Source organism: Thiobacillus sp., assembly GCA_024235835.1.
Classification (GTDB): Bacteria; Pseudomonadota; Gammaproteobacteria; order Burkholderiales; family Thiobacillaceae; genus PFJX01.
Genome location: JACKLQ010000001.1, coordinates 934455 through 958955, shown reverse-complemented (window position 1 = coordinate 958955; position 24501 = coordinate 934455). Strand labels below are relative to the sequence as shown.

18 protein-coding genes are annotated in these 24501 nt (G+C 62.2%); all 18 read left to right on the top strand.

Features of this window, described 5'->3' with window-relative positions; all coding sequences use genetic code 11:
- Nucleotides 1-132 precede the first annotated feature (132 nt).
- Nucleotides 133-1680 (top strand): nitrate reductase subunit beta, encoded by a 1548-nt coding sequence (narH, locus tag H6935_04640; protein MCP5277633.1) that lies wholly within the window; start codon nucleotides 133-135, stop codon nucleotides 1678-1680.
- Nucleotides 1681-1694: 14 nt separating this feature from the next.
- Complete coding sequence (gene narJ, locus H6935_04635) at nucleotides 1695-2231, top strand: nitrate reductase molybdenum cofactor assembly chaperone (GenBank protein ID MCP5277632.1); 537 nt, start codon at nucleotides 1695-1697, stop codon at nucleotides 2229-2231.
- A 20-nt stretch (nucleotides 2232-2251) separates the two neighbouring features.
- Nucleotides 2252-2938: a respiratory nitrate reductase subunit gamma gene (narI, locus tag H6935_04630; GenBank protein MCP5277631.1), complete on the top strand. Its 687-nt coding sequence runs from the start codon at nucleotides 2252-2254 to the stop codon at nucleotides 2936-2938.
- A gap of 138 nt (nucleotides 2939-3076) precedes the next feature.
- Complete coding sequence (locus H6935_04625) at nucleotides 3077-3475, top strand: TusE/DsrC/DsvC family sulfur relay protein (protein MCP5277630.1); 399 nt, start codon at nucleotides 3077-3079, stop codon at nucleotides 3473-3475.
- A 182-nt stretch (nucleotides 3476-3657) separates the two neighbouring features.
- Entirely contained in the window at nucleotides 3658-3942 is a 285-nt protein-coding gene (locus tag H6935_04620) for a DUF2249 domain-containing protein (GenBank protein MCP5277629.1), read from the top strand.
- An 18-nt stretch (nucleotides 3943-3960) separates the two neighbouring features.
- Nucleotides 3961-4953 (top strand): TIGR01212 family radical SAM protein, encoded by a 993-nt coding sequence (locus H6935_04615; protein ID MCP5277628.1) that lies wholly within the window; start codon nucleotides 3961-3963, stop codon nucleotides 4951-4953.
- A complete protein-coding gene (locus H6935_04610; GenBank protein ID MCP5277627.1) occupies nucleotides 4950-5957 on the top strand; it encodes a U32 family peptidase in 1008 nt (335 codons plus the stop codon). Before H6935_04615 ends, H6935_04610 begins: the two co-directional genes overlap by 4 nt.
- Before the next feature lie 106 nt (nucleotides 5958-6063).
- The gene (locus tag H6935_04605) at nucleotides 6064-6963 is read left to right on the top strand and encodes a U32 family peptidase (protein ID MCP5277626.1); all 900 of its coding nucleotides are present in this window, start codon (nucleotides 6064-6066) and stop codon (nucleotides 6961-6963) included.
- Between the two features lie 2 nt (nucleotides 6964-6965).
- On the top strand, nucleotides 6966-7496 hold the full coding sequence (locus H6935_04600) for an SCP2 sterol-binding domain-containing protein (GenBank protein MCP5277625.1): 531 nt from the start codon (nucleotides 6966-6968) through the stop codon (nucleotides 7494-7496).
- Nucleotides 7497-7572: 76 nt separating this feature from the next.
- Nucleotides 7573-8520 (top strand): radical SAM protein, encoded by a 948-nt coding sequence (locus H6935_04595; protein ID MCP5277624.1) that lies wholly within the window; start codon nucleotides 7573-7575, stop codon nucleotides 8518-8520.
- Between the two features lie 86 nt (nucleotides 8521-8606).
- Entirely contained in the window at nucleotides 8607-8825 is a 219-nt protein-coding gene (locus H6935_04590) for a DUF3079 domain-containing protein (GenBank protein ID MCP5277623.1), read from the top strand.
- 273 nt (nucleotides 8826-9098) lie between these two features.
- The gene (locus tag H6935_04585; GenBank protein MCP5277622.1) at nucleotides 9099-9863 is read left to right on the top strand and encodes a hypothetical protein; all 765 of its coding nucleotides are present in this window, start codon (nucleotides 9099-9101) and stop codon (nucleotides 9861-9863) included.
- Nucleotides 9860-16894: a hypothetical protein gene (locus H6935_04580; GenBank protein ID MCP5277621.1), complete on the top strand. Its 7035-nt coding sequence runs from the start codon at nucleotides 9860-9862 to the stop codon at nucleotides 16892-16894. Before H6935_04585 ends, H6935_04580 begins: the two co-directional genes overlap by 4 nt.
- Nucleotides 16895-16953: 59 nt before the next feature.
- A complete protein-coding gene (locus tag H6935_04575) occupies nucleotides 16954-19098 on the top strand; it encodes a type I secretion system permease/ATPase (GenBank protein MCP5277620.1) in 2145 nt (714 codons plus the stop codon).
- A gap of 3 nt (nucleotides 19099-19101) precedes the next feature.
- Nucleotides 19102-20523, top strand: a complete 1422-nt coding sequence (locus H6935_04570) for an HlyD family type I secretion periplasmic adaptor subunit (protein MCP5277619.1) — start codon at nucleotides 19102-19104, stop codon at nucleotides 20521-20523.
- Nucleotides 20524-20601: 78 nt separating this feature from the next.
- The gene (locus H6935_04565) at nucleotides 20602-22248 is read left to right on the top strand and encodes a CTP synthase (GenBank protein ID MCP5277618.1); all 1647 of its coding nucleotides are present in this window, start codon (nucleotides 20602-20604) and stop codon (nucleotides 22246-22248) included.
- On the top strand, nucleotides 22245-23084 hold the full coding sequence (gene kdsA, locus H6935_04560) for a 3-deoxy-8-phosphooctulonate synthase (protein ID MCP5277617.1): 840 nt from the start codon (nucleotides 22245-22247) through the stop codon (nucleotides 23082-23084). Before H6935_04565 ends, kdsA begins: the two co-directional genes overlap by 4 nt.
- A gap of 130 nt (nucleotides 23085-23214) precedes the next feature.
- On the top strand, nucleotides 23215-24498 hold the full coding sequence (gene eno, locus H6935_04555; GenBank protein MCP5277616.1) for a phosphopyruvate hydratase: 1284 nt from the start codon (nucleotides 23215-23217) through the stop codon (nucleotides 24496-24498).
- The last annotated feature ends 3 nt before the right edge of the window (nucleotides 24499-24501 follow it).

The following is a 24501-nucleotide window of genomic DNA, read 5'->3' as shown; positions in this document are numbered from 1 at the left end:
GGGTCACAACGCCAGCGGGCCTCGGTGGTTAACACAATGAGTCGTAGGGCGGGTTGGCGAAGCGCAACCCGCCGCCATGCAAACGGCGGATTACGGCAGTGCCTGATCCGCCCTACGAGTTAGGAGATTGATATGAAAGTTCGTGCGCAATTCGCCTTCGTATTCAACCTGGACAAGTGCATCGGTTGCCACACCTGTTCAGTGACCTGCAAGAACGTGTGGACCAACCGCAAGGGTGTGGAATACGCCTGGTTCAACAACGTGGAATCCAAGCCCGGCATCGGCTATCCCAAGCAGTGGGAGAACCAGGAGATCTGGCGCGGCGGCTGGGAGCTGAAGAACGGCAAGCTGCAACTGAAGTCCGGCTCCAAGCTGGACCGCCTGCTGAACATCTTCGCCAACCCGGACATGCCGGAGATCGACGACTACTACGAGCCGTTCACCTTCGACTACGCCCGTCTGCAGAACGCGCCCCTGTCCGAAGCGGCCCCCACGGCCCGGCCCGTGTCCCAGATCACCGGCGAGAAGATGGAGAAGATCACCTGGGGTCCCAACTGGGAGGACGACCTGGCCGGCGAGTTCGAGAAGCGAGCCAAGGACCGCAACATGCGCGACCTGGAGAAGGAAATCTACAAGCAGTTCGAGAACACCTTCCACATGTACCTGCCGCGCATCTGCAACCACTGCATCAACCCGGCCTGCGTCGCCTCCTGCCCCTCCGGCTCGCTCTACAAGCGCGAGGAAGACGGCATCGTGCTGGTGGACCAGGACAAGTGCCGCGGCTGGCGCATGTGCATCAGCTCCTGCCCTTACAAGAAGGTGTTCTACAACTGGGAATCCGGCAAGGCGGAAAAGTGCATCGGCTGCTATCCCCGCGTGGAATCCGGCATGCCCACCGTGTGCTCGGAATCTTGCGTCGGCCGCATCCGCTACAACGGCATCATGCTGTACGACGCCGACAAGATCGAAGCCCTGGCCTCGGTCCCCAACGAACAGGATCTCTACCAGGCCCAGCTGGACATCTTCCTCGACCCCAATGATCCCAAGGTCATCGAGCAGGCCCGCATCGACGGCATCCCCGATGACTGGATGGAAGCGGCGCGCAAGTCTCCCATCTACAAGATGGCGGTGGAATGGAAGATCGCCTTCCCCATGCACCCGGAATTCCGCACCCTGCCCATGGTGTGGTACGTGCCGCCCCTGTCGCCGGTGCAGTCCCACATCGACCAGGGCGCCCTGTCTTCCGACCCGGGCAGCGTCATACCGCCGGTGGAAAACCTGCGCATGCCGGTGAAATACCTGGCCAACCTGCTTACCGCAGGCAAGGAGGCGCCCATCGTCTCGGCCCTGAAGCGAATGATCGCCATGCGCGCCTACCAGCGCTCGGTGCACGTGGAAGGCACGCCGGACACCCGCGCCCTGGACGAGATCGGCATGAGCGTGGACATGGCCCTGGAGATGTACCGCTACCTGGCCATCGCCAACTACGAGGACCGCTTCGTCATCCCCACGGGTCACCAGGAAGTGAGCCTGGAGGACTTCTACGCCTTCCAGGGCCAGAACGGCTTCAGCTTCGGCAATGACTCGTCGCCCGGCATCTCCCCCAACTCCCTGTTCCCCGAGCGGCGCAAGGAGACGGTGGAGTCCCTGCAACCGGCCCCATCCGCCGACGAGCGTTGATAAGGAGAAACGTCATGTTCTACAAACTGCTTTCCAAATTGCTCGAGTACCCGAGCCCGGAACTCACGGCCGCGCTGCCCCAGCTGCATGGCGTCCTGCGCCAGGGTTTCGAGGCCACGGAATGGGTGGTGCTGGAACGCTTCATGCGCCGCCTGGCGGACCAGGATCTGACCGAGTCCCAGGCGGCCTATGTGCAGACCTTCGACCTCACGCCGGAGCACGCCCTGCACCTGACCCACCATCTGTTCGGTGACGACAAGAACCGGGGGCCCGCCCTCATCGACCTCACCGAGTACTACAAGCAATACGGCCTGGAGATCGCCGCCAACGACGGCAGTCCCCACGAGTTGCCGGACCACCTACCCCTGTTGCTGGAGTTCGCCGCCCAGCTGGAGGCCGAGGAGGCGCGCATGTTCCTGTCCCAGTGGAGCAAGGTGCTGAACCAGCTGGCCGCCAACCTGGAAAAGGCCGAAAGCCCCTACGCACCCCTGGTGCGACTGGTGGAACAACGCAGCCAACTGGCCCAGCCCGTGGCTGAAGCCGCTGCCTGAATCTGGAGACCATCATGAATATCGACCTGCACACCATCCTCTATGGGGTCTATCCCTACCTTGCCCTGGCCACCTTCGCCCTGGGCAGCTGGATCCGCTTCGACCACGAGCAATACACGTGGAAGAGCGATTCCAGCCAGTTGCTGTCCAAGCAGTACATGCGCTTTGCCAGCAACGTGTTCCACATCGGCATGCTGGGTATCTTCTTCGGACACCTGGTGGGCATGCTCACGCCCCACGCGGTCTTCCAGGCCCTGGGTATTACCGATGAGGCCCACCAGGGTATCGCCATCTTCGCCGGCGGCATCTTCGGCCTGATGGTGATCTTCGGCGGCACCATCTTGTGGATGCGGCGCATGTTCAACAAGCGGGTGCGGGCCGCCAGCCGGTGGATGGACATCAACATCCTGGGCTGGCTGATCCTGACCGCCTGCGTGGGCTTTTCCACCATCTTCTGGTCCTTCGGCCATGCGGAGCACAAGGATTTCACGGTAATGATCCGGCTCACCGAATACGTCCAGAGCGTGGTCATCCTGCAACCCAATCCCGAGCTGCTGCGCCCGCTGGATACGGTTTACAAGCTGCACATCTTCCTGGGCCTGTCAGTCTTCCTGTTCTTCCCCTTTACCCGTCTCGTGCATGTCTGGAGCGCGCCCGTGGGCTACCTGTTCCGTGCCTACCAGATCGTACGGGCAAAGCGGGCTTGAGGAGCCCCTGGTAAGTGACTTTACCGCCGTGCGTGTAACATTTATTCCGTGCCTTCCTCAGCGATGCGTCCCGCATGTTTTCACGGAATGCGCACGGCGGGTTTTATTTAAAAACATGAGGATATGATCATGTATGAGATGCCAAAAATTCATTACCGGGACGATGCGGTGAATACCACCAACCCCTACGCCATCTATACCCGCAAGCTCATGGTGGATGGCAAGGAGGTGTTGACCGATCCGGAAGGCTACATCCTGAACATGGACGAATGGAGCGAGAACTATGCGGTAGCCCTGGCGGCCCAGGAGGGGCTGACCTTGACGGATGAGCATTGGGAAGTGATCCGTTTCATCCGCGAGTATTACGAGGAGCACGGCGTTCAGTCACCAGTAAGGGATATGGTGAAGCATTTCCGTCAATATTGGGGGCCGGAACGGGGTAACAGCCGTTATCTCCATGACATCTTTCCCATGGGAGGGCCCCAGAAGCAGGGCAATCGCATGGCCGGCATCCGCAAGACCAAGGGGGAACACTGAGGCAGGATCAAGGGGCAAGGGCGGCGTTTGGGGCCTGCAGGCACAGGGAAAGCAAACGGTTGCTGTAGGTTGATCAGGCTGGCTTGCCCCTTGCCCCTTGCCCCTGACATTAATCAAGGCAAGACCCAGTAATCCACTCGACTATCCAGGCTCCTCCACTGACTGAATCCCAAGGCATTTCCATGAACATCAACATCCCCGTCCAGCCCATCGTCCACAACCACAACCGCCCCGACGGCATCTACGGCTTCGACGCCCGTGGCATCGCCAAGCGCTTCCGCCATGCCGCCATCTTCGGCGCCCTGGACTCCCTCCAGCCCGGCGAGCGCATGCGTTTCATCAACGACCACAACCCCATCCCCCTGCTGCAGCAGATGCTTGCCCGCTACGGCGACCGGGTGGAAATCAACTATCTGGAGCAGGGCGAGGATGGCGTGATGATCGACTTTGTCGTCAAGGCCGTCTGAAGGAGTAAGCTACGAAACATGATGTTGTCCGATCGCGTGCACACCTTCGGCCAGTGGCTCAAACACAAGCATGGAGAGCGTGTGCACAAGATCGCCCTGGATGCGGGCTTTACCTGCCCCAACCGGGACGGCAGCAAGGGCATCGGCGGTTGCACCTTTTGCAACAACGCCTCCTTCAGCCCCAACGGGCGCCAGCCAGCCCCCCTCCATGACCAGCTGGCTTCCGGCCGCCGGGGCATCGCCCGGCGCACCAGGGCACGCAAGTACATGGCCTACTTCCAGGCCTATACCAACACCTACGCCCACGTGGATTCCCTCAAGAGCATGTACGACCAGGCCATGGCCCTGGAAGGCATGATCGGCCTTTCCGTGGGCACCCGGCCGGACTGCGTGCCTCCCGCCGTGCTGGACCTCCTGGCGTCTTATCAGCACCAGGGGCTGGAAGTCTGGTTGGAACTGGGCCTGCAGTCCGCCTTCGATGAAAGCCTGAAGCGGGTTAACCGGGGGCACGGCCTGCAGGAGTACATCCACACCTGCAAAGCGGCCCGTGCCCGTGGAATTCCCGTTTGCACCCACCTCATCGCCGGAATGCCCGGCGAGGCGGCCTGGCATAGCCTGGAGACCCTGGACATCGTCATGGACATCGGCACCGACGGCTTGAAGCTCCATCCCCTCCACGTGGTGAAGGGCACCCAGCTCGCCAACGAGTGGCGGCGGGGGGAGTATGTCCCCCTCAGTCTTGAGGAATACGTGCAGATTGCCGCCGACCTCATCGAGCGTACCCCCCACGATGTGATCTACCACCGGGTCACCGGCACCGCCCCCGCGCAACTGCTGCTTGCGCCAACCTGGTGCAGCCAGAAGTGGCCCGTGGTGAATGCCATCGTGGCCGAGCTGGAACGGCGGGGCACACGCCAGGGCAGTGCTCTTTCTGGACACAAAAGCGGACTAGAAGGTGTTTATAACGACGATATGCCCGAGCCGGAACCCGAATCTTTCATCGATCTATGAAGCCCCTGCTTGAACTCATCTGCCCCGCTGGCAGCCTGCCGGCCCTGAAGGCCGCCGTGGACAACGGCGCCGACGGCGTCTATCTGGGCCTAAAGGACAACACCAACGCCCGCAACTTCTCGGGCCTGAACTTCGACAACAAGGCCCTGGCCGAGGGCATCCGCTACGCCCATGCCAAGGGCGCCAAGGTGCTCATGGCCCTGAACACCTACCCCCAGCCCGCCACCCTGGCCCGCTGGCATGCCGCCGTGGACACCGCCGCCACCTCTGGCGTGGACGCCATCATCCTGGCGGACCCGGGCCTCATGGCCTACGCCCGCAAGACCCATCCGGAACTGCGCCTGCATCTCTCCGTGCAGGGCTCCGCCACCAGCTACGAGGCGGTGAACTTCTACCGCGAGCGCTTCGGCATCCAGCGTGCCGTGCTGCCCCGGGTGCTGTCCCTGGCCCAGGTGGAGAACGTGGTGCAGCACACGGACGTGGAGATCGAACTGTTCGGCTTCGGCGGCCTGTGCGTCATGGTGGAGGGTCGCTGCCTGCTGTCCTCCTACGCCTGCGGCGATTCCCCCAACACCTTCGGCGCCTGCTCCCCGGGCCACGCCGTGCGCTGGGAGCAGACCCCCCAGGGCATGGAGACCCGCCTCAACGGCGTGCTCATCGACCGCTATGCCGACAACGAGAAGGCGGGCTACCCCACCCTGTGCAAGGGCCGCTTCGAGGTCCAGGGCGAGACCTACTACGCCCTGGAGGAACCCACCAGCCTGAACAGCATGGAAATGCTGCCGGAGATGGCCCGCTTAGGGATAGCCGCCATCAAGATCGAGGGCCGCCAGCGCAGTCCCGCCTATGTGGCCCAGGTCACAAAGGTCTGGCGGGCCGCCATCGACGCGGTGAAGCGCAACGCCGACAGCTTCAAGCCCAATCCCGCCTGGATGGCGGAACTCAACAAGGTCTCCGAGGGCAGCATGCACACCCTGGGTGCCTATTACCGGCCTTGGAAATGACTGTTAGTGAAGGGGGAAGGGTCCGCGCCTCCGGCGCTCAAGGGGGAAGGGTGAAACCCCCGCCCCACGCACCCTTTACCCTTCCCCCTTCCCCCTTTACTGAATCATGAAGATTTCCCTCGGCCCGCTCCTCTACTACTGGTCCCGGGAAGACACCCTGGCCTTCTACGAGGCCGCCGCCGGCTGGCCCGTGGACATCGTCTACCTTGGCGAGACCGTGTGCTCCCGCCGCCACCTGCTGCGCCTGGCGGACTACCTGGACCTGGCGGAGAAGCTGGCCGCCGCGGGCAAGGAGGTGGTGATTTCCACCCAGACCCTCATCGAATCGGAATCCGACCTGAAGGCCCTGCGCAAGCTGGTGGCCGATGAGCGTTTTTCAGCCGAGGCCAACGAATGGGGCGCAGTGCGCCTGCTGGCGGAGGCGGGCCGGCCCTTCGTCGCCGGGCCCACCCTCAACGCCTACAACCCGGATACCCTGGCCATGCTGGCGGACATGGGCGCCAAGCGCTGGGTGCCCCCCGTGGAAATGCCCCGGGATATGCTGGCCGCCATGCTGGGCTCCGAGGCCTATCCCGCCGGCTTGGAAACCGAGTTGTTCAGCTACGGCCGTCTGCCCCTGGCTTTCTCCGCCCGCTGCTTCACCGCCCGCCATTACAACCTGCAGAAGGACGACTGCCAGTTCAAATGCCTGGACCACCCGGACGGCCTCACCCTGCGCAGCCGGGAAGGGGAGGACTTTCTCACCCTCAACGGCATCCAGACCCAGTCCGCCAAGGTCATGAACCTGGCGCACAGGCTGGATGAACTGCGCGATACCGGTGTGGACGTGCTGCGGCTCTCGCCCCAGGCCCGCCAGATGGGCCGGGTGGTTGAGGTGTTCCGCGCCCTGCTGGACGGCAACATCGCCACGCCGGACGCCACCAAGAAACTCGACCGCTTCATGCCCGGCCAGCCTTGCGATGGCTACTGGCTGGGTGAGGCTGGCATGGCTTACCAAGGAGCTTGATGATGCAACTGCCTGCTTTCCTGCCTAGCGCGTTTCCTCGTGCACTCCCTCGTGCGCTCACCGGCAAGTTCCCCGGTCAGTTTCCCAAGCCCTTGGCCCGGATCATCACCAGGCTGCCCCCCTGGCCCGCCTCACGCGCCTTCGCCGCCGCATGCAACCTGGCGGCCTGGCCCGCCTTGCGGGACCTGGACTGGGACCATCTGCGGGGGCGGCGCTTCTGCGTGATGGTGAAGGACATGGGCCTGCGCCTGTATTTTTCCGTGGGTCCTGGCGGCTTCCACGCCGAGCCCAACGGTCAGGCGGACGTGACTTTCACAGCCACCACCCAGGACTTCGCCCGCCTGGCCCTGCGCCTGGAAGACCCTGACACCCTGTTCTTCAACCGCCGCCTGCTCATCGAGGGCGATACCGACCTGGGCCTCACGGTGAAGAACATGCTGGACTCGGTCGAACTGGAAGTCCTGGCGGAAAAGATGCCCGGACCCCTGGGCATGCTGACGCTACGCCTGCGCCAAATGTCATTGAAACCCTGAGGGCCTCGTATCCCCGAGGCCCGTGAACCACTAACGACGCAGCCCATCAGCCCCAACGCCCCAGAGGAAGAGCACCATGATCACCGACCGTATCGACGCCATCACCAAGATCCCGCTGGAATACCAGAAGGCCGAGTTGCCCGCGCCCAAGAGCGTGAAGATCGAGATATCGCCCCGCTGCAACTACCGCTGCGGCTTCTGCGCCCTGCGCACCCGGGAGAAGCAGCCCAAGTGGGACATGGATTTCAACCTGTTCAAGCGCATCACCAGGGAGATGCGCGACGCCGGCGTGGAGGAGATCGGGGTGTTCTACCTGGGCGAATCCTTCATGAACCCCCGCCTCCTGGTGGACTGCATCAAGTATCTGAAGTCCGAGATCGGCATGCCTTACGTTTTCCTCACTTCCAATGCCTCCATGTCATTCCCCGAGGCCGTGGACGCCTGCATGGAGGCGGGGCTGGACTCCCTCAAGTGGTCCTGCAACGCGGCGGACGAGGAGCAGTTCAAGAAGATCATGGCCGTGTCGGGCAAGCTGTTCTACCGTGCCCTGGATAACATCAAGTCCACCTGGGAAATCCGCCAGGAAAAGGGCTACAAGACCGGCCTGTACGCCTCGTCGATCCATTACGACGGCGAACAGCTCGCCAAGATGGAAGCCCTGCTCAACGAGCGCGTGCGGCCCTACGTGGACCAGCACTACTGGCTGCCCCTGTATTCCATGGGCGCCTTCGCCACCCAGCGGGAAGAGGAACTGGGCTACCGCCCCACCGCCGGCAACCAGGGTCGCCTGGAGGCCCTGCGGGAGCCTTTGCCCTGCTGGTCCGCCTTCACCGAAGGCCATGTCACCGCGGAAGGCATGCTCTCGGCCTGCTGCTTCGACGCCAACTCCAAGTGGACCATGGGAGACCTGAACAAGCAGTCCTTCATGGAAGCCTGGAACTCCCCCGCCTTCGTGGCCCTGCGGGCCGCCCACCTGAAGCGGGACGTGACGGGCACCGTGTGCGAATCCTGCATCGCCTATTGATGAACCGGCACCCCGGGGCCGCCGCAGCACGGGGGCCGTCGGGTGGGCTACGCTGGTAGCGTGATCATCCTGCTGCCCGCCCCATCGTGAAGAAGCCCCAGAAGTTCCCCCTGCACCCCAAGCACCCCGAGCGCATCTGCTGGGGCTGCGACAAATACTGCCCGGCGGACGACCTCCAGTGCGACAACGGCTCCGGCCGCACCGAGCACCCCATGGAAGTCCTGGGGGAGGACTGGTACACGTGGGAGGCCTGGGGGTTCGATGCCGTGGATGAGGTAGACAAGGCCAAGCTGGTGAAGCCCTGAAGCCTGGCAGGCACCCTGGTTGCAACACCAGCGCTGTCCCGAATCACCCATCGTACCTGATAGGGCAACCCCAAGTCCCTGAGCTGGAACTTGGGCAACACCGAACCGGCAACAGGCAGCACCTGTTGGGCAAGCCGTCAGACATGGTCGCGGTGAAAAAAGCCAGGCCCATATTACTTTCGTCAAATTGAACCGGCTTGGTTCGCTGGGTATTTTATCGACCACATATTAGTGGTCCCAGAATAATGGCGGCCCGGTAAGGGAAGGCAAATCATGCAGAGACGATGGGTGTATCTGGTGGTGACGCTGGCCATGGCGCCCCTGCTGGCCGCCTGCGACCAGATCCAACAGGGCAAGCGCATCCTGGAAGGCGTGGAAAAAGCCCTTAAAGACCCCGACACCACCACCCTGGTCTGGGACGAGGAGGTCAAGCTCCATGACGGCAGGGTCATCCTCATCAAGCGGCGGGAGGCCTCGGGGGGCGGTGGTTTCCCTGTCTCCGGCATGAACCCGCGGGGTCTCGTCCAGTACTACGAGTTCTGCTACCCCGAGATGGGGGTGTACTGGAAGTCCAAGGGCGGTCCCCGTTACCAGCCGGAAATCCTCGACATTGTGGATGGCAAGGTCTACGTCAAGGTGCCCATCAGTGGTTCGGAGACATGCATGTTCCACGATTACCCGGCCACCAACGCCATCTACTTCGTCTGGGAAAACGGGGGCTGGAAGAAGATTCCCTACGAGCAGTTCCCCAAGGAAATCCGCCGCACCAACCTGCTATTGAGCGCCTGGGGTCGGTACCCCGCGGGGGATGTGCGCGGCCGCTTGTCCGTGGAAATGAAGGAAGGCCGGGACAGCATCTACGTCGCCATGAAACAGACTAACGGGCGGATCCAGAGTCTGACGGACTATCCACACAGGCAAGGTGCTTGTGAAAAGCGCAGGGGCAGCAAGACAGAGACCACCAACACCTCGGAAGTCTTTCTTCCTCCCACTCCTGATCTTTGCCAACTGCCTGAACTGTGGAATTGGGAACCATGACTTCCAGCATCGAATATGCCCTGATGGCTTCCAACGCCTACGCGGTGAAAGACTTAGTCACGAGCGAAAACAACGCCATACCGATACCCAATGGCTGGGTAGATATGGAAGCAGACCGCATCAACAATGACTCCGGCTTTACCGCCCGCGCCTACCGCAACACCGGCACAGGCGAGATCGTCATCGCCTACACCGGCACCACCTTCGAAGGCAACCTGGTGGACAAGACCAAGGACTGGATGCTGGCCAACATCCCCGCCGGCACGGGGGCCTTCCTGGCGCCCCAGGTCACGGATGCCGCCATGTTCTATCTGGATGTCCTCAACGCCAACCCGGGTGCCAGTATCAGTTTCACCGGTCACAGCCTGGGCGGTGGTCTGGCCTCTCTCATGGCGGTGTTCTTCGACCGGCCGGCCACGGTGTTCGACGAAGCCCCCTTCGAGAAGACGGCGGATTCCTTGGAACGCGTCGAGGAATTGAAAAAGGCGTTGCTGGAAGCGCATTACACCCTACCCGCCGCCTTCGCCAACTACGATGCCTACGCCTATCTCAACGTAAACGGTGCTTTCATTCCCAGCCCTACCCGCAGGGACCGGGACGACAAGGTTACCCATTACTACGTCCGGGATGAGGTTCTCTCCCTGATGCAGACGTTTACCGGCCAAGCGGCATTACTGGGTATCGGCGTACTCAATCAGGGCCAACTGCTGACTCTGGCTGCGAACGTTCACCCCATCTACGGCAAGCAATACTACCTGGAAGGCAACGCCACCAGCGGCAACGGCTGGGGCTGGCCGGGCTTCGACGGAAACCCGGTGGACATGCATTCTATGGCACTGCTGGACGCCTTCCTCATGTCTCCGGCATTCCTTGCCGCCAGTCGGGCCCGGCCGGAATTGCTACAGGCGCTGTTTACCTCGGAGTTCAACTACGCGCAACAAAGCGCCGACTACAATCTCCTGAGCCTGCTGGTACGGCGCCAGGTCGCCGGGGAAAAACCACTGGAAACCCTGGTTGCCGATATCGGTCGCGTCCGCGATGAACTGGCAAGCCCGGGCATCGCTGGCCCCGACATCGGCTACATCCTGACGTATTTGGCCCTGAGCCTGTATTACGCCCAGGGGTTTGGACGTGAAACGGGCGCAGAGAGCGGCATCTTCCAGCAGGTGTTCACCCCCCTGGACGGTGGCATCCAGATCAACCGCGATCCGGCCCAGGAGGAGTTGACGGTCCACGGATTCGCCAATCTGGAAGCTTGGCTTCGGGGGCAAGTTGATCTGGCGGCCTACTCCCTGGCCGGCATCGAGCGATATTACTTGTCGGATGGCCGCAGCATGCATGCCACCACCCCCAATGACGCCCGCAATGACTTCATGCTGGGCGGAAACAAGGCCGACGTCCTCTTGGGTGGTGATGGCGATGACTTTTTGTTCGGTGAAGGTGGCGCAGATTGGCTGGAAGGCGGCAAGGGTAACGATGTCCTGGCCGGTGGGTGGGGTCAGGACATCTATCGGTGGCGAACCGGCGACGGCCAGGACAAGATTATCGATGTGGACGGTGGCTGGCTCTACATCAACGATGGCCTCTACGACCTCAATGCCGCCGGCGTCTTCAACCGGCAAAAGGACGCGGCAGGCAATGTCCTGAATGTATGGACTCGTACCCTCCCAGGTGGCACCGTTCTCACGCTCACCCACAACTCGCCTTGGACCCTGGTGCTACCGGATGGCGGCACGCTCCAGTTGGGCGAGGCCCAGGAAGACTTCCAACCTGGCGACTTCGGTATCCGCCTGGTGGAAGACCCCGCTTTTCCGCAAACAACGCTGACCATTACCGGAGACTTGTCTCCCGTGGACCAGGACCCTGTACAGGGCGGTGTGCAGCCCGGCTACGATGTCCTGGACAACATCATCACCGATCCCCGGCAAGCCGATCCCGGCCGGGCCGACATCCTTTATGACAGCGTGGGAGACGACCTTGTCCTGGGGCTGGGCGGTGATGACATTTTGTTTGCTCATCGCGGTGGCCACGATCGACTCGAAGGTGGCGACGGTAACGACATGGTCGATGCGGGGACTGGCGATGACACCGCCCTCGGCAATGCGGGGCAGGATTTGATCTACGGTTTATCCGGCAATGACAGGCTGTTTGCCGGAGACGAACAGGATCTGGATACGGCCCTGATGGCCGGGGAGGGCCAGGCCGGCACCGGCCTGAAGGGCGACCTGCTTGGTGGCGGGGAAGGGGAAGACTGCCTGGTGGGAGAGGCAGGCGATGATGCCCTGGCGGGAGGCGCGGGCGAGGATCGCCTTCTGGGTGGGGGCGGCGATGACATGCTCGCCGGGGATGAAGACCTGACAGGCGCCACCCTTGGCTGGACCCTCACCCGCCTCATCGACCTGGATGCCAACGTTAACACGACCTATGAACGTCAATTCACCAATGCCACCGCGATGGAGTCCGCCAACGGCGGTGCAGATGTCCTCTACGGCGGCGCGGGTGAGGATTGGCTGCTGGGCCAGCAGGGCGATGACATACTGGATGGTGGCAGCGGAGGGGACGTGCTCTTCGGCGGCGCTGACGACGATGTGCTGTTGGGCCAGGGAGGTGATGATGACCTGATCGGCGACGATGCCATGCTCCCGGCGTTTCAGCACGGGGGCGATTTTCTCGACGGCGGCGAGGGAAATGACAAGCTCCTGGGTGGTGGTGGCGCGGATAGACTCGAGGGGGGCGAGGGTGATGACAGGCTCTGGGGGCAGGCCGGCGAGGATCATCTTGATGGGGATGGGGGCCAGGACTGGCTCATGGGTGATGACCTTGGCTTGCCCGGCGAGCAACACGGAGCCGATGCGCTCACAGGTGGCACGGGCGATGACTTCCTGTTCGGACAAGGCGGGGCGGACCAACTGCAAGGCGGGCAGGGCAATGACTATGTGCAAGGGGACGATGGAGGCCTGGCGGGTGAATACCACGGCGATGACCAACTGGAGGGTGGTGCCGGTGATGACAGTCTGATCGGCGATGGCGGTAGCGATGCCCTAGAAGGCGGAGATGGCGCGGATCTTCTGTACGGCGACAATGCGCCCAACCAGCCTCTGGCTGAAGACTTCCAGGGTAACGACACCCTGACTGGCGGCGAGGGCGATGACCTGCTTCTCGGGGGTGGCGGGAACGATGTCCTCCATGGTGGCGCTGGCCAGGACGGCCTGGATGGGGGCGCGGGCGACGATGTATATCTGTTCGATCCGGAGGACAGCCCGCTGCTCAATGGTATAGCCGAGAGCGTCAGCGACTTCGCTGGGAATGACCGCATCGAATTCGGTCCCGGTGTCAGTCCCGACGATGTCGAACTGCTGAAGTTCGACCAGGATATGGCACTCGGATTCGGCAGTGCCGACTGGCTCTACATCCGGGAGGGCTTTTCCGGTTCCATCGAGAATTTCGGCTTTTCCGACGGCACTCGCCTGAGCTGGATGCAACTCGTTGGTCGGGCCTATGGCGCCTCGGCCAATGCCTCGACTGCAGACCGGGACGCAGTGATGGTGGGCGGCTCTGTCAACGACGCGCTCACAGCCACCGGCGGAGGCGCCACGTTCTCCGGGGGCCAGGGCAATGACACGCTCACCGGGGCGGGTGGCGGCAACACCTATTTGTACAGCCTGGGTGATGGCACAGACTGGATCAATGACACGGGCGGGCAACTGGATGCTGATGGCAACCCGAACCCCAACGTACTCAGGTTCGGTGAAGGCATCTCTGAGGTCGTTCTGACGTTGAAGCGTGGACCCCTGGTGATCCAGGTTGGGCCTGATTCCAATGACACGATCTACCTGAACAATTTCCGGAACTGGGATGTGCACGCTAGAAGGGCCATCGACCGATTCGAGTTCTTCGACGGGACATCGTTGACTTATGAGGAACTGCTGGCCAAGGGTTTTGTCGTGCAGGGCTCGGACGAATACGACTCCATCTGGGGTACGAATGTCGATGATTGGATCGAGGGTGGAGCAAGCGGTGATAGCTTGGTCGGAAATCCAGGAAACGACACCCTGCATGGCGGCCTTGGCAACGACACCCTGTCCGACAACCAAGGCAGTGACACATTCCTCTTCTCTCTGGGTGGAGGGGTGGACACCATCAATGTGGCTTCTGGCCCGGAGGATACCGATGTGCTCAGGTTTGGCGCGGGAATTTCGCCAGCCGACATCTCCCCGGCCGGCAGCGGCAAGGACTTGGAACTGCGCCATGCCAACGGTACGGACAAGGTCATCATCCAGAACTGGTTTGACGCTACCCAGGGCGAGCACAGGCTGGACCGTGTCGAGTTCGCGGACGGCACGCTATGGGGCGAAGCCCGGCTGAGCGATGCGGTGTTGAACCTGACCGGGTCGGCAGCCGACGATCTATTGGCGGGTTCGGAGCGCGACGAGGTCTTCAATGGCGCCGGTGGGAATGACACGCTTGATGGCGGTGAAGGCAATGACACCTACCTGTTCGATCCTGGGGGTGGTTCGGACACCGTCATCGAAAAACTTGGGGATGTCACCAAGGATGTCCTGAGGTTCGGCCCTGGTATAACCCCTGCGGACATCACGTACGTCCGCATTGGGGATGACCTTGAATTCAGGCATGTCGACGGCGTCGACAAGGTGGTCGTCGCCGACTGGTTCCTAACGAGCAAGGCGCTTTATCAGCTTGATGTCGTCGAGTTCGCGGACGGAACTCTCTGGACCCAGGCTGAAATCAATGCCGAATTCGTAACCATTATTGGAACGGACGGGAATGACACCCTCGAGGGCACCGGCCTCGATGAAGTCATCAGCGGTCTGGCTGGCAACGACGATCTGATCGGCCAATACGGTAGTGACACCCTGAACGGCGGTGATGGCAACGATACCCTGGAGGGTGGGGCGGGCTATGACACTTACCTGTTCGAGTTGGGGGGCGGTCAGGACGTCATCCAAGAGACGCCGGAGGCATACCACTCCCATGGCGTGCTGAAGTTCGGCGAAGGCATCCTGGTATCCGACATTACTGTCCTCCGTGACTGGGAGAATTTGGTATTCATTCACAGGAACGGTACTGACATGGTCACTGCCGTTGGCTGGTTCCGGTATGACCCGTCGCCCTTCGTATACAACTATTACTACCAGCTCGAAAGCGTGGATTTCGCCGATGGTACACAGTGGACAAAAGGCCACCTCAACGCTTTGGGCATGACCATCTCCGGCACCTCAGGGAACGAGTCGCTCTATGGCACTGGCTACAATGAAACCCTCCATGGCCTGGCAGGCAACGACACCCTTGCTGGCGACGAGGGAAACGATACTCTTCATGGCGGCGACGGTGACGACCATCTTTATGGTGGGGAAGGGGATGACCTCATCTCGGGTGGAAAAGACAATGACACCCTGCTCGACGGGCTGGGTAATGACACCTTCGTGTTCAACCTTGGCGAGGGCGTTGACACCATCAGTGTGAGCCATGGCCAGTATTACACCGATGTACTCAAGCTTGGCCCGGGTATACGGTCTGACGACGTTGCAGCGGTTGTTTCCGGCAACAACCTGGAGCTCACCCTTGCCGGTGGGGAAGATAAGATCGTATTCGCCAATTGGTTTCTCGGTTCCACCGGGTACTACCAGCTCGACCGGCTGGAATTTGCCGATGGAACCCAGTGGAACCAGGCGAAGATCAATTCCTTGCCATACACCCTGACCGGCACTGTGGTGGACGATTTACTGATCGGTTCTAGCCCTGATGAAACCCTATATGGCCTTGAAGGAAACGATACCCTCGATGGCGGCGGCGGTGCCGATGGGATGGCCGGTGGAAAGGGTGACGACACCTACATCGTGGACAATCCGGGTGACGTGGCATCGGAAAGTTCCGGCGAAGGCTTCGACACCGTACAAAGCTCCATCGGCTTCACCTTGAGCGCCAATCTGGAAAACCTTGCGTTGACTGGAGGATTGGCCATTGATGGAACGGGCAACGAGCTGGCCAATACACTGGGCGGAAACGATGCCGCCAACACGTTGTTCGGCCTTGCTGGTAATGACACCCTGCGGGGGGGCATGGGTATCGACACCCTGGTCGGCGGTCTGGGCAGCGATGTCTACATGGTGGACCGGCCGGAGGATGTCGTAACCGAGCTCGCCAATGAAGGTACGGATACCGTCAAGGCAGACTTCACCTACGTCCTGGGAGATAACCTGGAAAAACTAGCCTTGACCGGCTCTGCGGCCGTCTTCGGCACCGGTAACTCCCTCAACAACGGTCTCACCGGAAACCGAGGTGCCAACACGCTCCGGGGACTTGGCGGCAACGACACCCTCAATGGCGGCATAGGGGCCGACACCATGATCGGCGGCATGGGCAACGACATCTTTGTCGTCGACGTCGTATCGGATCTGGTTGTCGAAAATCCGGGTAAGGGCTCTGATCTGGTGAAGTCCGCAACGACTTACACACTTCCGGCGAATATTGAAAACCTGATCCTTACCGGCAAAGGGGCCATCAACGGTGCCGGCAACAAACATGACAACGATTTGATTGGCAACACAGCCGGCAACATGCTGAAAGGCCTGGGTGGGAGGGATACCCTGAACGGCGGGGCCGGAAAAGACACCCTCGTCGGTGGCAGCGGCAGCGATGTCTATCTCTTGAACCTGGGCAATGGCTCCGACACCGTGCGTGAGAACGATTCCACTGTTGGCAACACGGACACCGCACGCTTCGGCCCAGGCGTCGGCCATGACCAGATCTGGTTCCGGAAGGTCGGCAACCACATGGAAGCCTCTGTTATCGGCACTACAGACAGGCTCGTTCTGCAAAACTGGTATCGCGGCGCGGCCTATCGTACGGAGCGGTTCGTATCCGGCGACGGCCAGGTCTTGCTGGACAACCAGGTGGATGCGTTGGTTTCTGCCATGGCCGCGTTCGCGCCGCCGGCAGCGGGAAGCACCAACCTTCCGGACCACTACCGTACTGCTCTGGAGCCCGTGCTGGCAGTCAACTGGCAGTAACCGTTGTTATAGAACAGCAGCCCCGGGCATGGACTTGGAGCGCACACAGGGAAGACAGCATGCGAGCTCAAGGCGAAGCCCCCGCCGGGGCAGTTCCACAAGGTTCACCCGACCCTGGCCTGGCCTGCCTGGTGATGCTGGCCCGCTTCCACGGCGTGTTGGCAGAACCAGCCCAGTTGGCCCATGAATTCGGCGAAGGTGGCCCCTTCGGCGTCACGCAAATAATGCTGGCAGCCAAGAAGCTGGGTCTCAAGGCCAGGCATGTAAAGACGGATATTGGCCGCGTGATCACCACACCCCTGCCCGCCCTGGCCATGGATGGACTGGGCGGCTTCTTCATTCTGGCCAAGGCGGAAGGCGAACAGGTCCTCATACATGATCCAGGCATGGCCAGGCCCCAGACCCTGTCGATGGCCGAACTGGAGTCCCGCTGGACTGGCGAGTTGATCCTGCTCGCCTCCCGAGCCTCCCTTGCTGGGGATCTGGCCCGTTTCGACTTCACCTGGTTCGTCCCAGCCATCGTCAAGTACCGCCGGCTGCTGGGGGAGATTCTGCTGGTGTCCCTGGTACTCAACCTTTTCGCCCTGGTCACCCCCTTGTTTTTCCAGGTGGTCATGGACAAGGTGCTGGTGCACCGGGGACTCACTACGCTGGACGTTATTGCCCTCGGACTCTTGGTCGTATCCATCTTCGAGGTGGTGCTTTCCGGGTTGCGTACATATGTGTTTTCCCACACCACCAGCCGTATCGACGTGGAATTGGGGGCTCGTCTGTTTCGCCACCTGCTCCAACTGCCCATGGCCTACTTCCAGGTCCGACGCGTCGGCGATTCGGTTGCGCGTGTGCGAGAACTGGAGAACATCCGCCAGTTCTTGACCGGCAATGCCATCACCGTGGTGTTGGATATCTGCTTTTCCCTCATCTTCCTGGTTGTCATGCTGTTCTATAGCGGTTGGCTCACACTGATAGTGCTGGCCTCCCTGCCCCTGTACCTGCTGCTTTCCATGATCATCACGCCCCTGTTGCGGGCCCGGTTGCACGAGAAATTCAACCGGGGTGCCGAGAACCAGGCCTTCCTTGTGGAGGCCATCGCCGGCATAGACACCCTCAAGTCCATGGCGGTGGAACCCCAGATGACCAGGCAATGGGACAATCAGCTGGCCGGCTATGTGACCGCCGGTTTTCGCGCCGCCAAGCTCTCCAACCTGGCCCATGAAGGCGTCAACCTGGTGGGAAAACTGGTTACCGTGGCCACCCTGTGGCTGGGGGCCCGGTTGGTGATCGACGGGAACCTGACAGTGGGCCAACTCATCGCCTTCAACATGCTTGCAGGGCGGGTGGCCCAGCCCATCATGCGCCTGGCCCAGCTATGGAGTGATTTCCAGCAGACAGGTATCTCCATGCAGCGTCTGGGGGACATCCTCAACACACGCACCGAGGTGGCAGGCAGCAAATCACCGCTGCCAGCCCTCTCGGGTCGCATCGAACTGGACCAGGTGTCCTTTCGCTACCGTCCCGATGGGCCCGAGGTGCTGAGAGGTGTCAGTCTGGTGGTGGAACCCGGCGAGATCATCGGCATCGTTGGCCGCTCCGGTTCCGGCAAGAGCACACTAGCGAAGCTGGTGCAGCGCCTGTATGTGCCGGAAAGCGGCCGGATGCTGGTGGATGGCGTGGACCTGGCCCTGGCGGACGCCGCCTCCCTGCGCCGCCAGATCGGCGTGGTGTTGCAGGAGAACGTGCTGTTCAACCGCTCCATCCGCGAGAACATCGCCCTGGCGGACCCGGGTGCCCCTCTGGAGTCGGTAATGGAGGCAGCTCGGCTGGCCGGTGCCCACGACTTCATCCTGGAACTACCGGATGGCTATGACACTCTGGTGGGGGAACATGGCTCCACCCTGTCCGGGGGGCAGCGCCAGCGCATTGCCATCGCCCGGGCCCTCATCACCCAGCCACGCATCCTAATCCTGGACGAGGCCACCAGTGCCCTGGACTACGAGTCGGAGCGCATCATCCAGCAGAACATGCAGGCCATCTGCCGGGGGCGCACGGTGATCATCATCGCCCACCGCCTCACGGCGGTAAGAAAAGCGGACCGCATCGTCGTCCTGGATAGAGGCCAGGTTGTGGAGTCAGGCAGCCACGCAGAGCTGCTGCAACGCGAGGCAGGTCAATACAGCCGGCTCTACCGCTTGCAGCACGCCTGAGGCATGAAGACGAACATCGCTGCCACCCTGGACCTGCTTGGCCGCTACGCACGGGTACTGCGCCATGCCTGGCGCGGGAGGAAGCGACTGGATGGCCCGTCTCTGCATGGTCACGAGACGGAATTCCTGCCGGCAGCCCTGGCACTGCGGGATACGCCGGTACACCCCGCCCCACGCATCGCCATGGGACTTATCGTATTTTTCGCCCTCTTGACCCTGCTATGGGCCGTATTCGGCAAGCTTGACATCGTTGCCAGTGCACGGGGAAAAATCATTCCGGACGATCGTGCCAAGGTCATTCAGCCCCTGGAGACGTCAGCGGTACGAGGCATCCACGTGCGGGACGGTCAACGGGTGAGGGCAGGGGACTTGCTCATCGAGCTGGATTCCACCCAAGCCCGGGCAGATAGTGCACGGCTGGCCGCCGATCTGGAAATTTCCAGATTGGAGGCCGCCAGGGCCCGCGCCCTTCTGGCCGCACTGGAGAATGGGCAGCGCCCCCGCCTGGTACCCCCGGACGGCGCAGATGCCAATCGCCTGGATGATGCCAGACGCCATTTGGCTGGCCACTTCGGGGAATTGCAAGCCCGGCTGGACCAACTGGATGCGGAAATCGCCCGCCGGGAGGCCGAATTGACCGCCACCTCTGAAATCGTTGCCAAGCTTGCTCGAACCGTTCCCATCGCAAGGCAGAGGGCATGGGACTACCAGGGCCTGCTGGATAAGAATTTTGTCTCCCGCCATGGCTTCCTGGATAAGGAACAGGAGCGTATTGAAATGGAGGGGGACCTGGCCTCCCAGCAGGCAAAACTGGTGGAGATTCGTGCGGCCTTGCTGGAAGGCAAGCGGCAAAAAACGGCACTGGTAGCGGCAACCCGACGCGCAACGCTGGATGCCTTGAATGAAGCGGAACGAAGTGTGAATGGATTGTCACAGGAGTTGCGCAAGGCAGAGCACAGGGATAGCTGCATGCGCTTGCTGGCACCCGTGGAAGGGACAGTGCAACAACTCGCAGTGCATACGGTTGGAGGAGTGGTCACGCCGGCCCAACCGTTGCTGGTGATCGTGCCTGGCGACAGTGCGTTGGAGGTTGAAGTCTTCCTGGAAAACAAAGACACAGGTTTCGTGCATGCAGGGCAGGAATCAGAGGTAAAGGTGGAGACTTTTCCCTTCACCAAGTACGGCACAATTCTGGGCGAGGTTATTCATGTGTCCAGTGATGCCATCCCGGACGAGAAAATGGGGTTGGTCTATTCGGCCAGGGTGAGGTTGAAGCGCGCTTCTTTGAACGTGGATGGCAAGCAGGTAAAACTGACCCCTGGCATGGCCGTCACCGCGGAGATCAAGACCGGCCAGCGCCGCGTCATCGAGTATTTCCTGAGCCCGCTGCTGCAATATGGCAACGAAAGCCTGAGGGAGCGGTGAGGTGGCCTGGTCAAGGCTCTTCCTTGGATGGGGCGGCGCCTTCCGGTATCATTCCGCATCCCTGCATTAGGTATTTTTATGCCTCGCTACGTCTTCGTTACCGGTGGTGTCGTGTCCTCCCTCGGAAAGGGCATTGCCGCCGCGTCCCTGGGGGCCATCCTGGAGTCCCGGGGCCTCACCGTCACCCACCTGAAGCTGGATCCCTACATCAACGTGGACCCGGGCACCATGAGCCCGTTCCAGCATGGTGAGGTGTTCGTCACCGAGGACGGGGCCGAGACGGACCTGGACCTGGGCCATTACGAGCGCTTCACCCGGGCCAAGATGTCCAAGCGCAACAACTTCACCACCGGCCAGATCTACGAGGCGGTGATCAAGAAGGAGCGCCGGGGCGAGTACCTGGGCAAGACCGTGCAGGTCATTCCCCACATCACCGACGAGATCAAGGCCTCCATCAAGCGGGGCGCGGGCGAGGCGGACGTGGCCATCGTGGAGATCGGCGGCACCGTGGGCGACATCGAATCCCTGCCGTTCCTGGAGGCCATCCGCCAGATGGGCATCGAGGAGGGCAAGACGGGCTGCTGCTACATCCACCTGACCCTGCTGCCCTACATCCCCACGGCCGGCGAACTGAAGACCAAGCCTACCCAGCATTCGGTCAAGGAACTGCGCGAGATCGGTATCCAGCCCGACGTGCTGCTGTGCCGGGCGGACCGCTCCATCCCGGCGGAAGAGCGGCGCAAGATCGCCCTGTTCTGCAACGTCATGCCCGAGGCGGTGATCGAGGCCCTGGACGCGGATTCCATCTACAAGATTCCCGCCATGCTGCACGACCAGATGCTGGACGAGATCGTCTGCCACAAGCTGGGGCTCCTGGCCCGGGCGGCTGACCTGTCCGTGTGGAAGCGGCTCATCGACGCCCTGGAGCACCCGGAGCATGAGGTGGACATTGCCTTCGTGGGCAAGTACGTGGACCTGACCGAGTCCTACAAGTCCCTTACCGAGGCCCTGACCCACGCCGGCATCCACACCCGCAGCCGGGTGAAGATCCACTACATCGATTCCGAGACCATCGAGCGGGACGGCTGCGGCAGCCTGGCGGCCATGGATGCCATCCTGGTGCCCGGCGGCTTCGGCAAGCGGGGCACCGAGGGCAAGATCTGCGCCATCCGCTTCGCCCGGGAGCACAAGCTGCCCTACCTGGGCATCTGCCTGGGCATGCAGCTGGCGGTGGTGGAATATGCCCGGGACGTGGCCGGCATGGGCGGTGCCCATTCCACCGAATTCGAGAAGGACACGCCATTCCCGGTCATCGGCCTCATCACCGAATGGCAGGACCGAAGCGGCAAGCTGGAGAAGCGGGACGAGAAGTCCGACCTGGGCGGCACCATGCGCCTGGGCGGCCAGGTCTGCCAGCTCAAGGAAGGCAGCCTGGCGAGGGACATTTACGGCAAGGCCGAGATCACCGAACGCCATCGCCACCGTTATGAAGTGAACAACGACCTGCTCCAGGCGCTGGAGGCAAAGGGCCTGGTGGTGGCCGGCCGTGCTCCCGTCACCGATCTGTGCGAAATGGTGGAACTGCCCCGGGATGTTCATCCCTGGTTCGTGGGCTGCCAGTTCCACCCCGAGTTCACGTCCAATCCCCGGGACGGACACCCCCTGTTCAAGGCCTTCGTGGAAGCAGCATTGGCCCAGTCCAAGAGCAAGGAGGCTCAATCATGAAACTCTGCGGCTTCGAGGTCGGCCTCGACCATCCCCTGTTCCTCATCGCCGGGCCCTGCGTCATCGAGTCCGAGCAGATGGCCCTGGACACCGCCGGCCAGATCAAGGAGATCTGCGCCGAGGTGGGCGTCAACTTCATCTACAAGTCCTCCTACGACAAGGCCAACCGTTCCTCCGGCGGCTCCTTCCGGGGCCTGGGCATGGACGAGGGCCTGCGCATCCTGTCCGAGGTGAAGAAGCAACTGGGCCTGCCGGTCATCACCGACGTGCATACCGAGGCGGAGATTCCCGCCGTGGCCGCCGTGGTGGACGTGCTCCAGACCCCCGCCTTCCTGTGCCGCCAGACGGACTTCATCCAGGCCTGCGCCGCCTCGGGCAAGCCGGTGAACATCAAGAAGGGCCAGTTTCTGGCCCCGGGCGACATGAAGAACGTGGTGGCCAAGGCCAAGGCGGCCAACGGCGGCGCCGACACCATCATGGTGTGCGAGCGGGGCGTGTCCTTCGGCTACAACACCCTCATCTCCGACATGCGCGGCCTGGCCATCATGCGGGAGACGGGGTGCCCGGTGGTTTTCGACGCCACCCATTCCGTGCAGCAGCCCGGCGGCCAGGGCGACCGTTCCGGCGGCCAGCGGGAGTTCGTGCCTGTTTTGGCCCGGGCAGCGGTGGCCAGCGGCATTTCCGGCCTGTTCGCCGAGACCCATCCTGACCCGGCCAAGGCCCTGTCCGACGGCCCCAACGCCTGGCCCCTGCATCTGATGAAAGAATTGCTGTTCACACTCAAGGAGATTGATGCCTTGGTGAAGCAAAAGGGCTTTATCGAAGCCCGTGTATGAGGTTGCTGTGCCCCCGGTTCGGAAAAACAGCCCGAGCCGCCCCCACGAGGGGGCCATTTGTTCATGGGGCGGCCCGGCAAACAACTTGTGAGGCGGTAAACAGCCGCCGTGTTGAGAAGAAAGAAGGAAGATGAGCGCTATCGTTGATGTCATCGCCCGCGAAATCCTGGATTCCCGCGGCAATCCCACCGTTGAAGCCGACGTGCTTCTGGAATCCGGCGTGCTGGGCCGCGCCGCCGTGCCCTCCGGCGCCTCCACCGGCAGCCGCGAGGCCATCGAACTGCGCGATGGCGACAAGGCCCGTTACCTGGGCAAGGGCGTGCTCAAGGCCGTGGAGAACGTGAACACCGAGATCGCCGAGGCCATCCTGGGCCTGGACGTGGAAGAGCAGCACCTCATCGACGCCACCATGATTGACCTGGACGGCACCGAGAACAAATCCCGCCTGGGGGCCAACGCCATGCTGGCCGTGTCCCTGGCCTGCGCCCGGGCGGCCGCCGAGGACGCCCGCCTGCCCCTGTACCGCTACCTGGGCGGCGCCGGTCCCATGCACCTGCCGGTGCCCATGATGAACATCGTCAACGGCGGCGCCCACGCCAACAACAGCGTGGACATGCAGGAATTCATGATCATCCCCGCCGGCGCCAAGTCCTTCCGCGAGGCCCTGCGCTGCGGCGCCGAGATATTCCACACCCTGAAGAAGTTGTTGGACAAGGCCGGCCACCCCACCACCGTGGGTGACGAGGGCGGCTTTGCTCCCAACTTCAAGTCCAACGAGGAAGCCCTGAAGTTCATCGTCGAGGCCATCGGCGCCGCTGGTTATACGCCGGGCTCCGACGTGCTCATCGGCCTGGACTGCGCCGCCTCCGAGTTCTACAAGGACGGCCGCTACGTGCTGGAGTCCGAGGGACTGAAGCTCACCTCCGCCGAGTTCACCGACTATCTGGCCGCGTGGGTGGACAAATACCCCATTGTCAGCATCGAGGACGGCATGGCGGAGGGCGACTGGGAGGGCTGGGCCGCCCACACGGCCAAGCTTGGGAAACGCATCCAGATCGTGGGCGACGACCTGTTCGTCACCAACCCCAGGATCCTGCGCGAGGGCATTGCCAAGGGCATCTGCAACTCCATCCTCATCAAGGTGAACCAGATCGGCACCCTGTCGGAGACCTTCGACGCCATCGAGACCGCCAAGCGGGCCGGCTACACCTCCGTCATCTCCCACCGCTCCGGCGAGACCGAGGACGCCTTCATCGCCGACCTGGCCGTGGGCAGCAACGCCCTGCAGATCAAGACCGGCTCCCTGTCCCGGTCCGATCGCATCGCCAAGTACAACCAGCTCCTGCGCATCGAGGAAGAACTGGCCGAGCGGGCCCGTTATCCCGGCAAGGAAGCGTTCCACCAGCTGCGCTGAGCA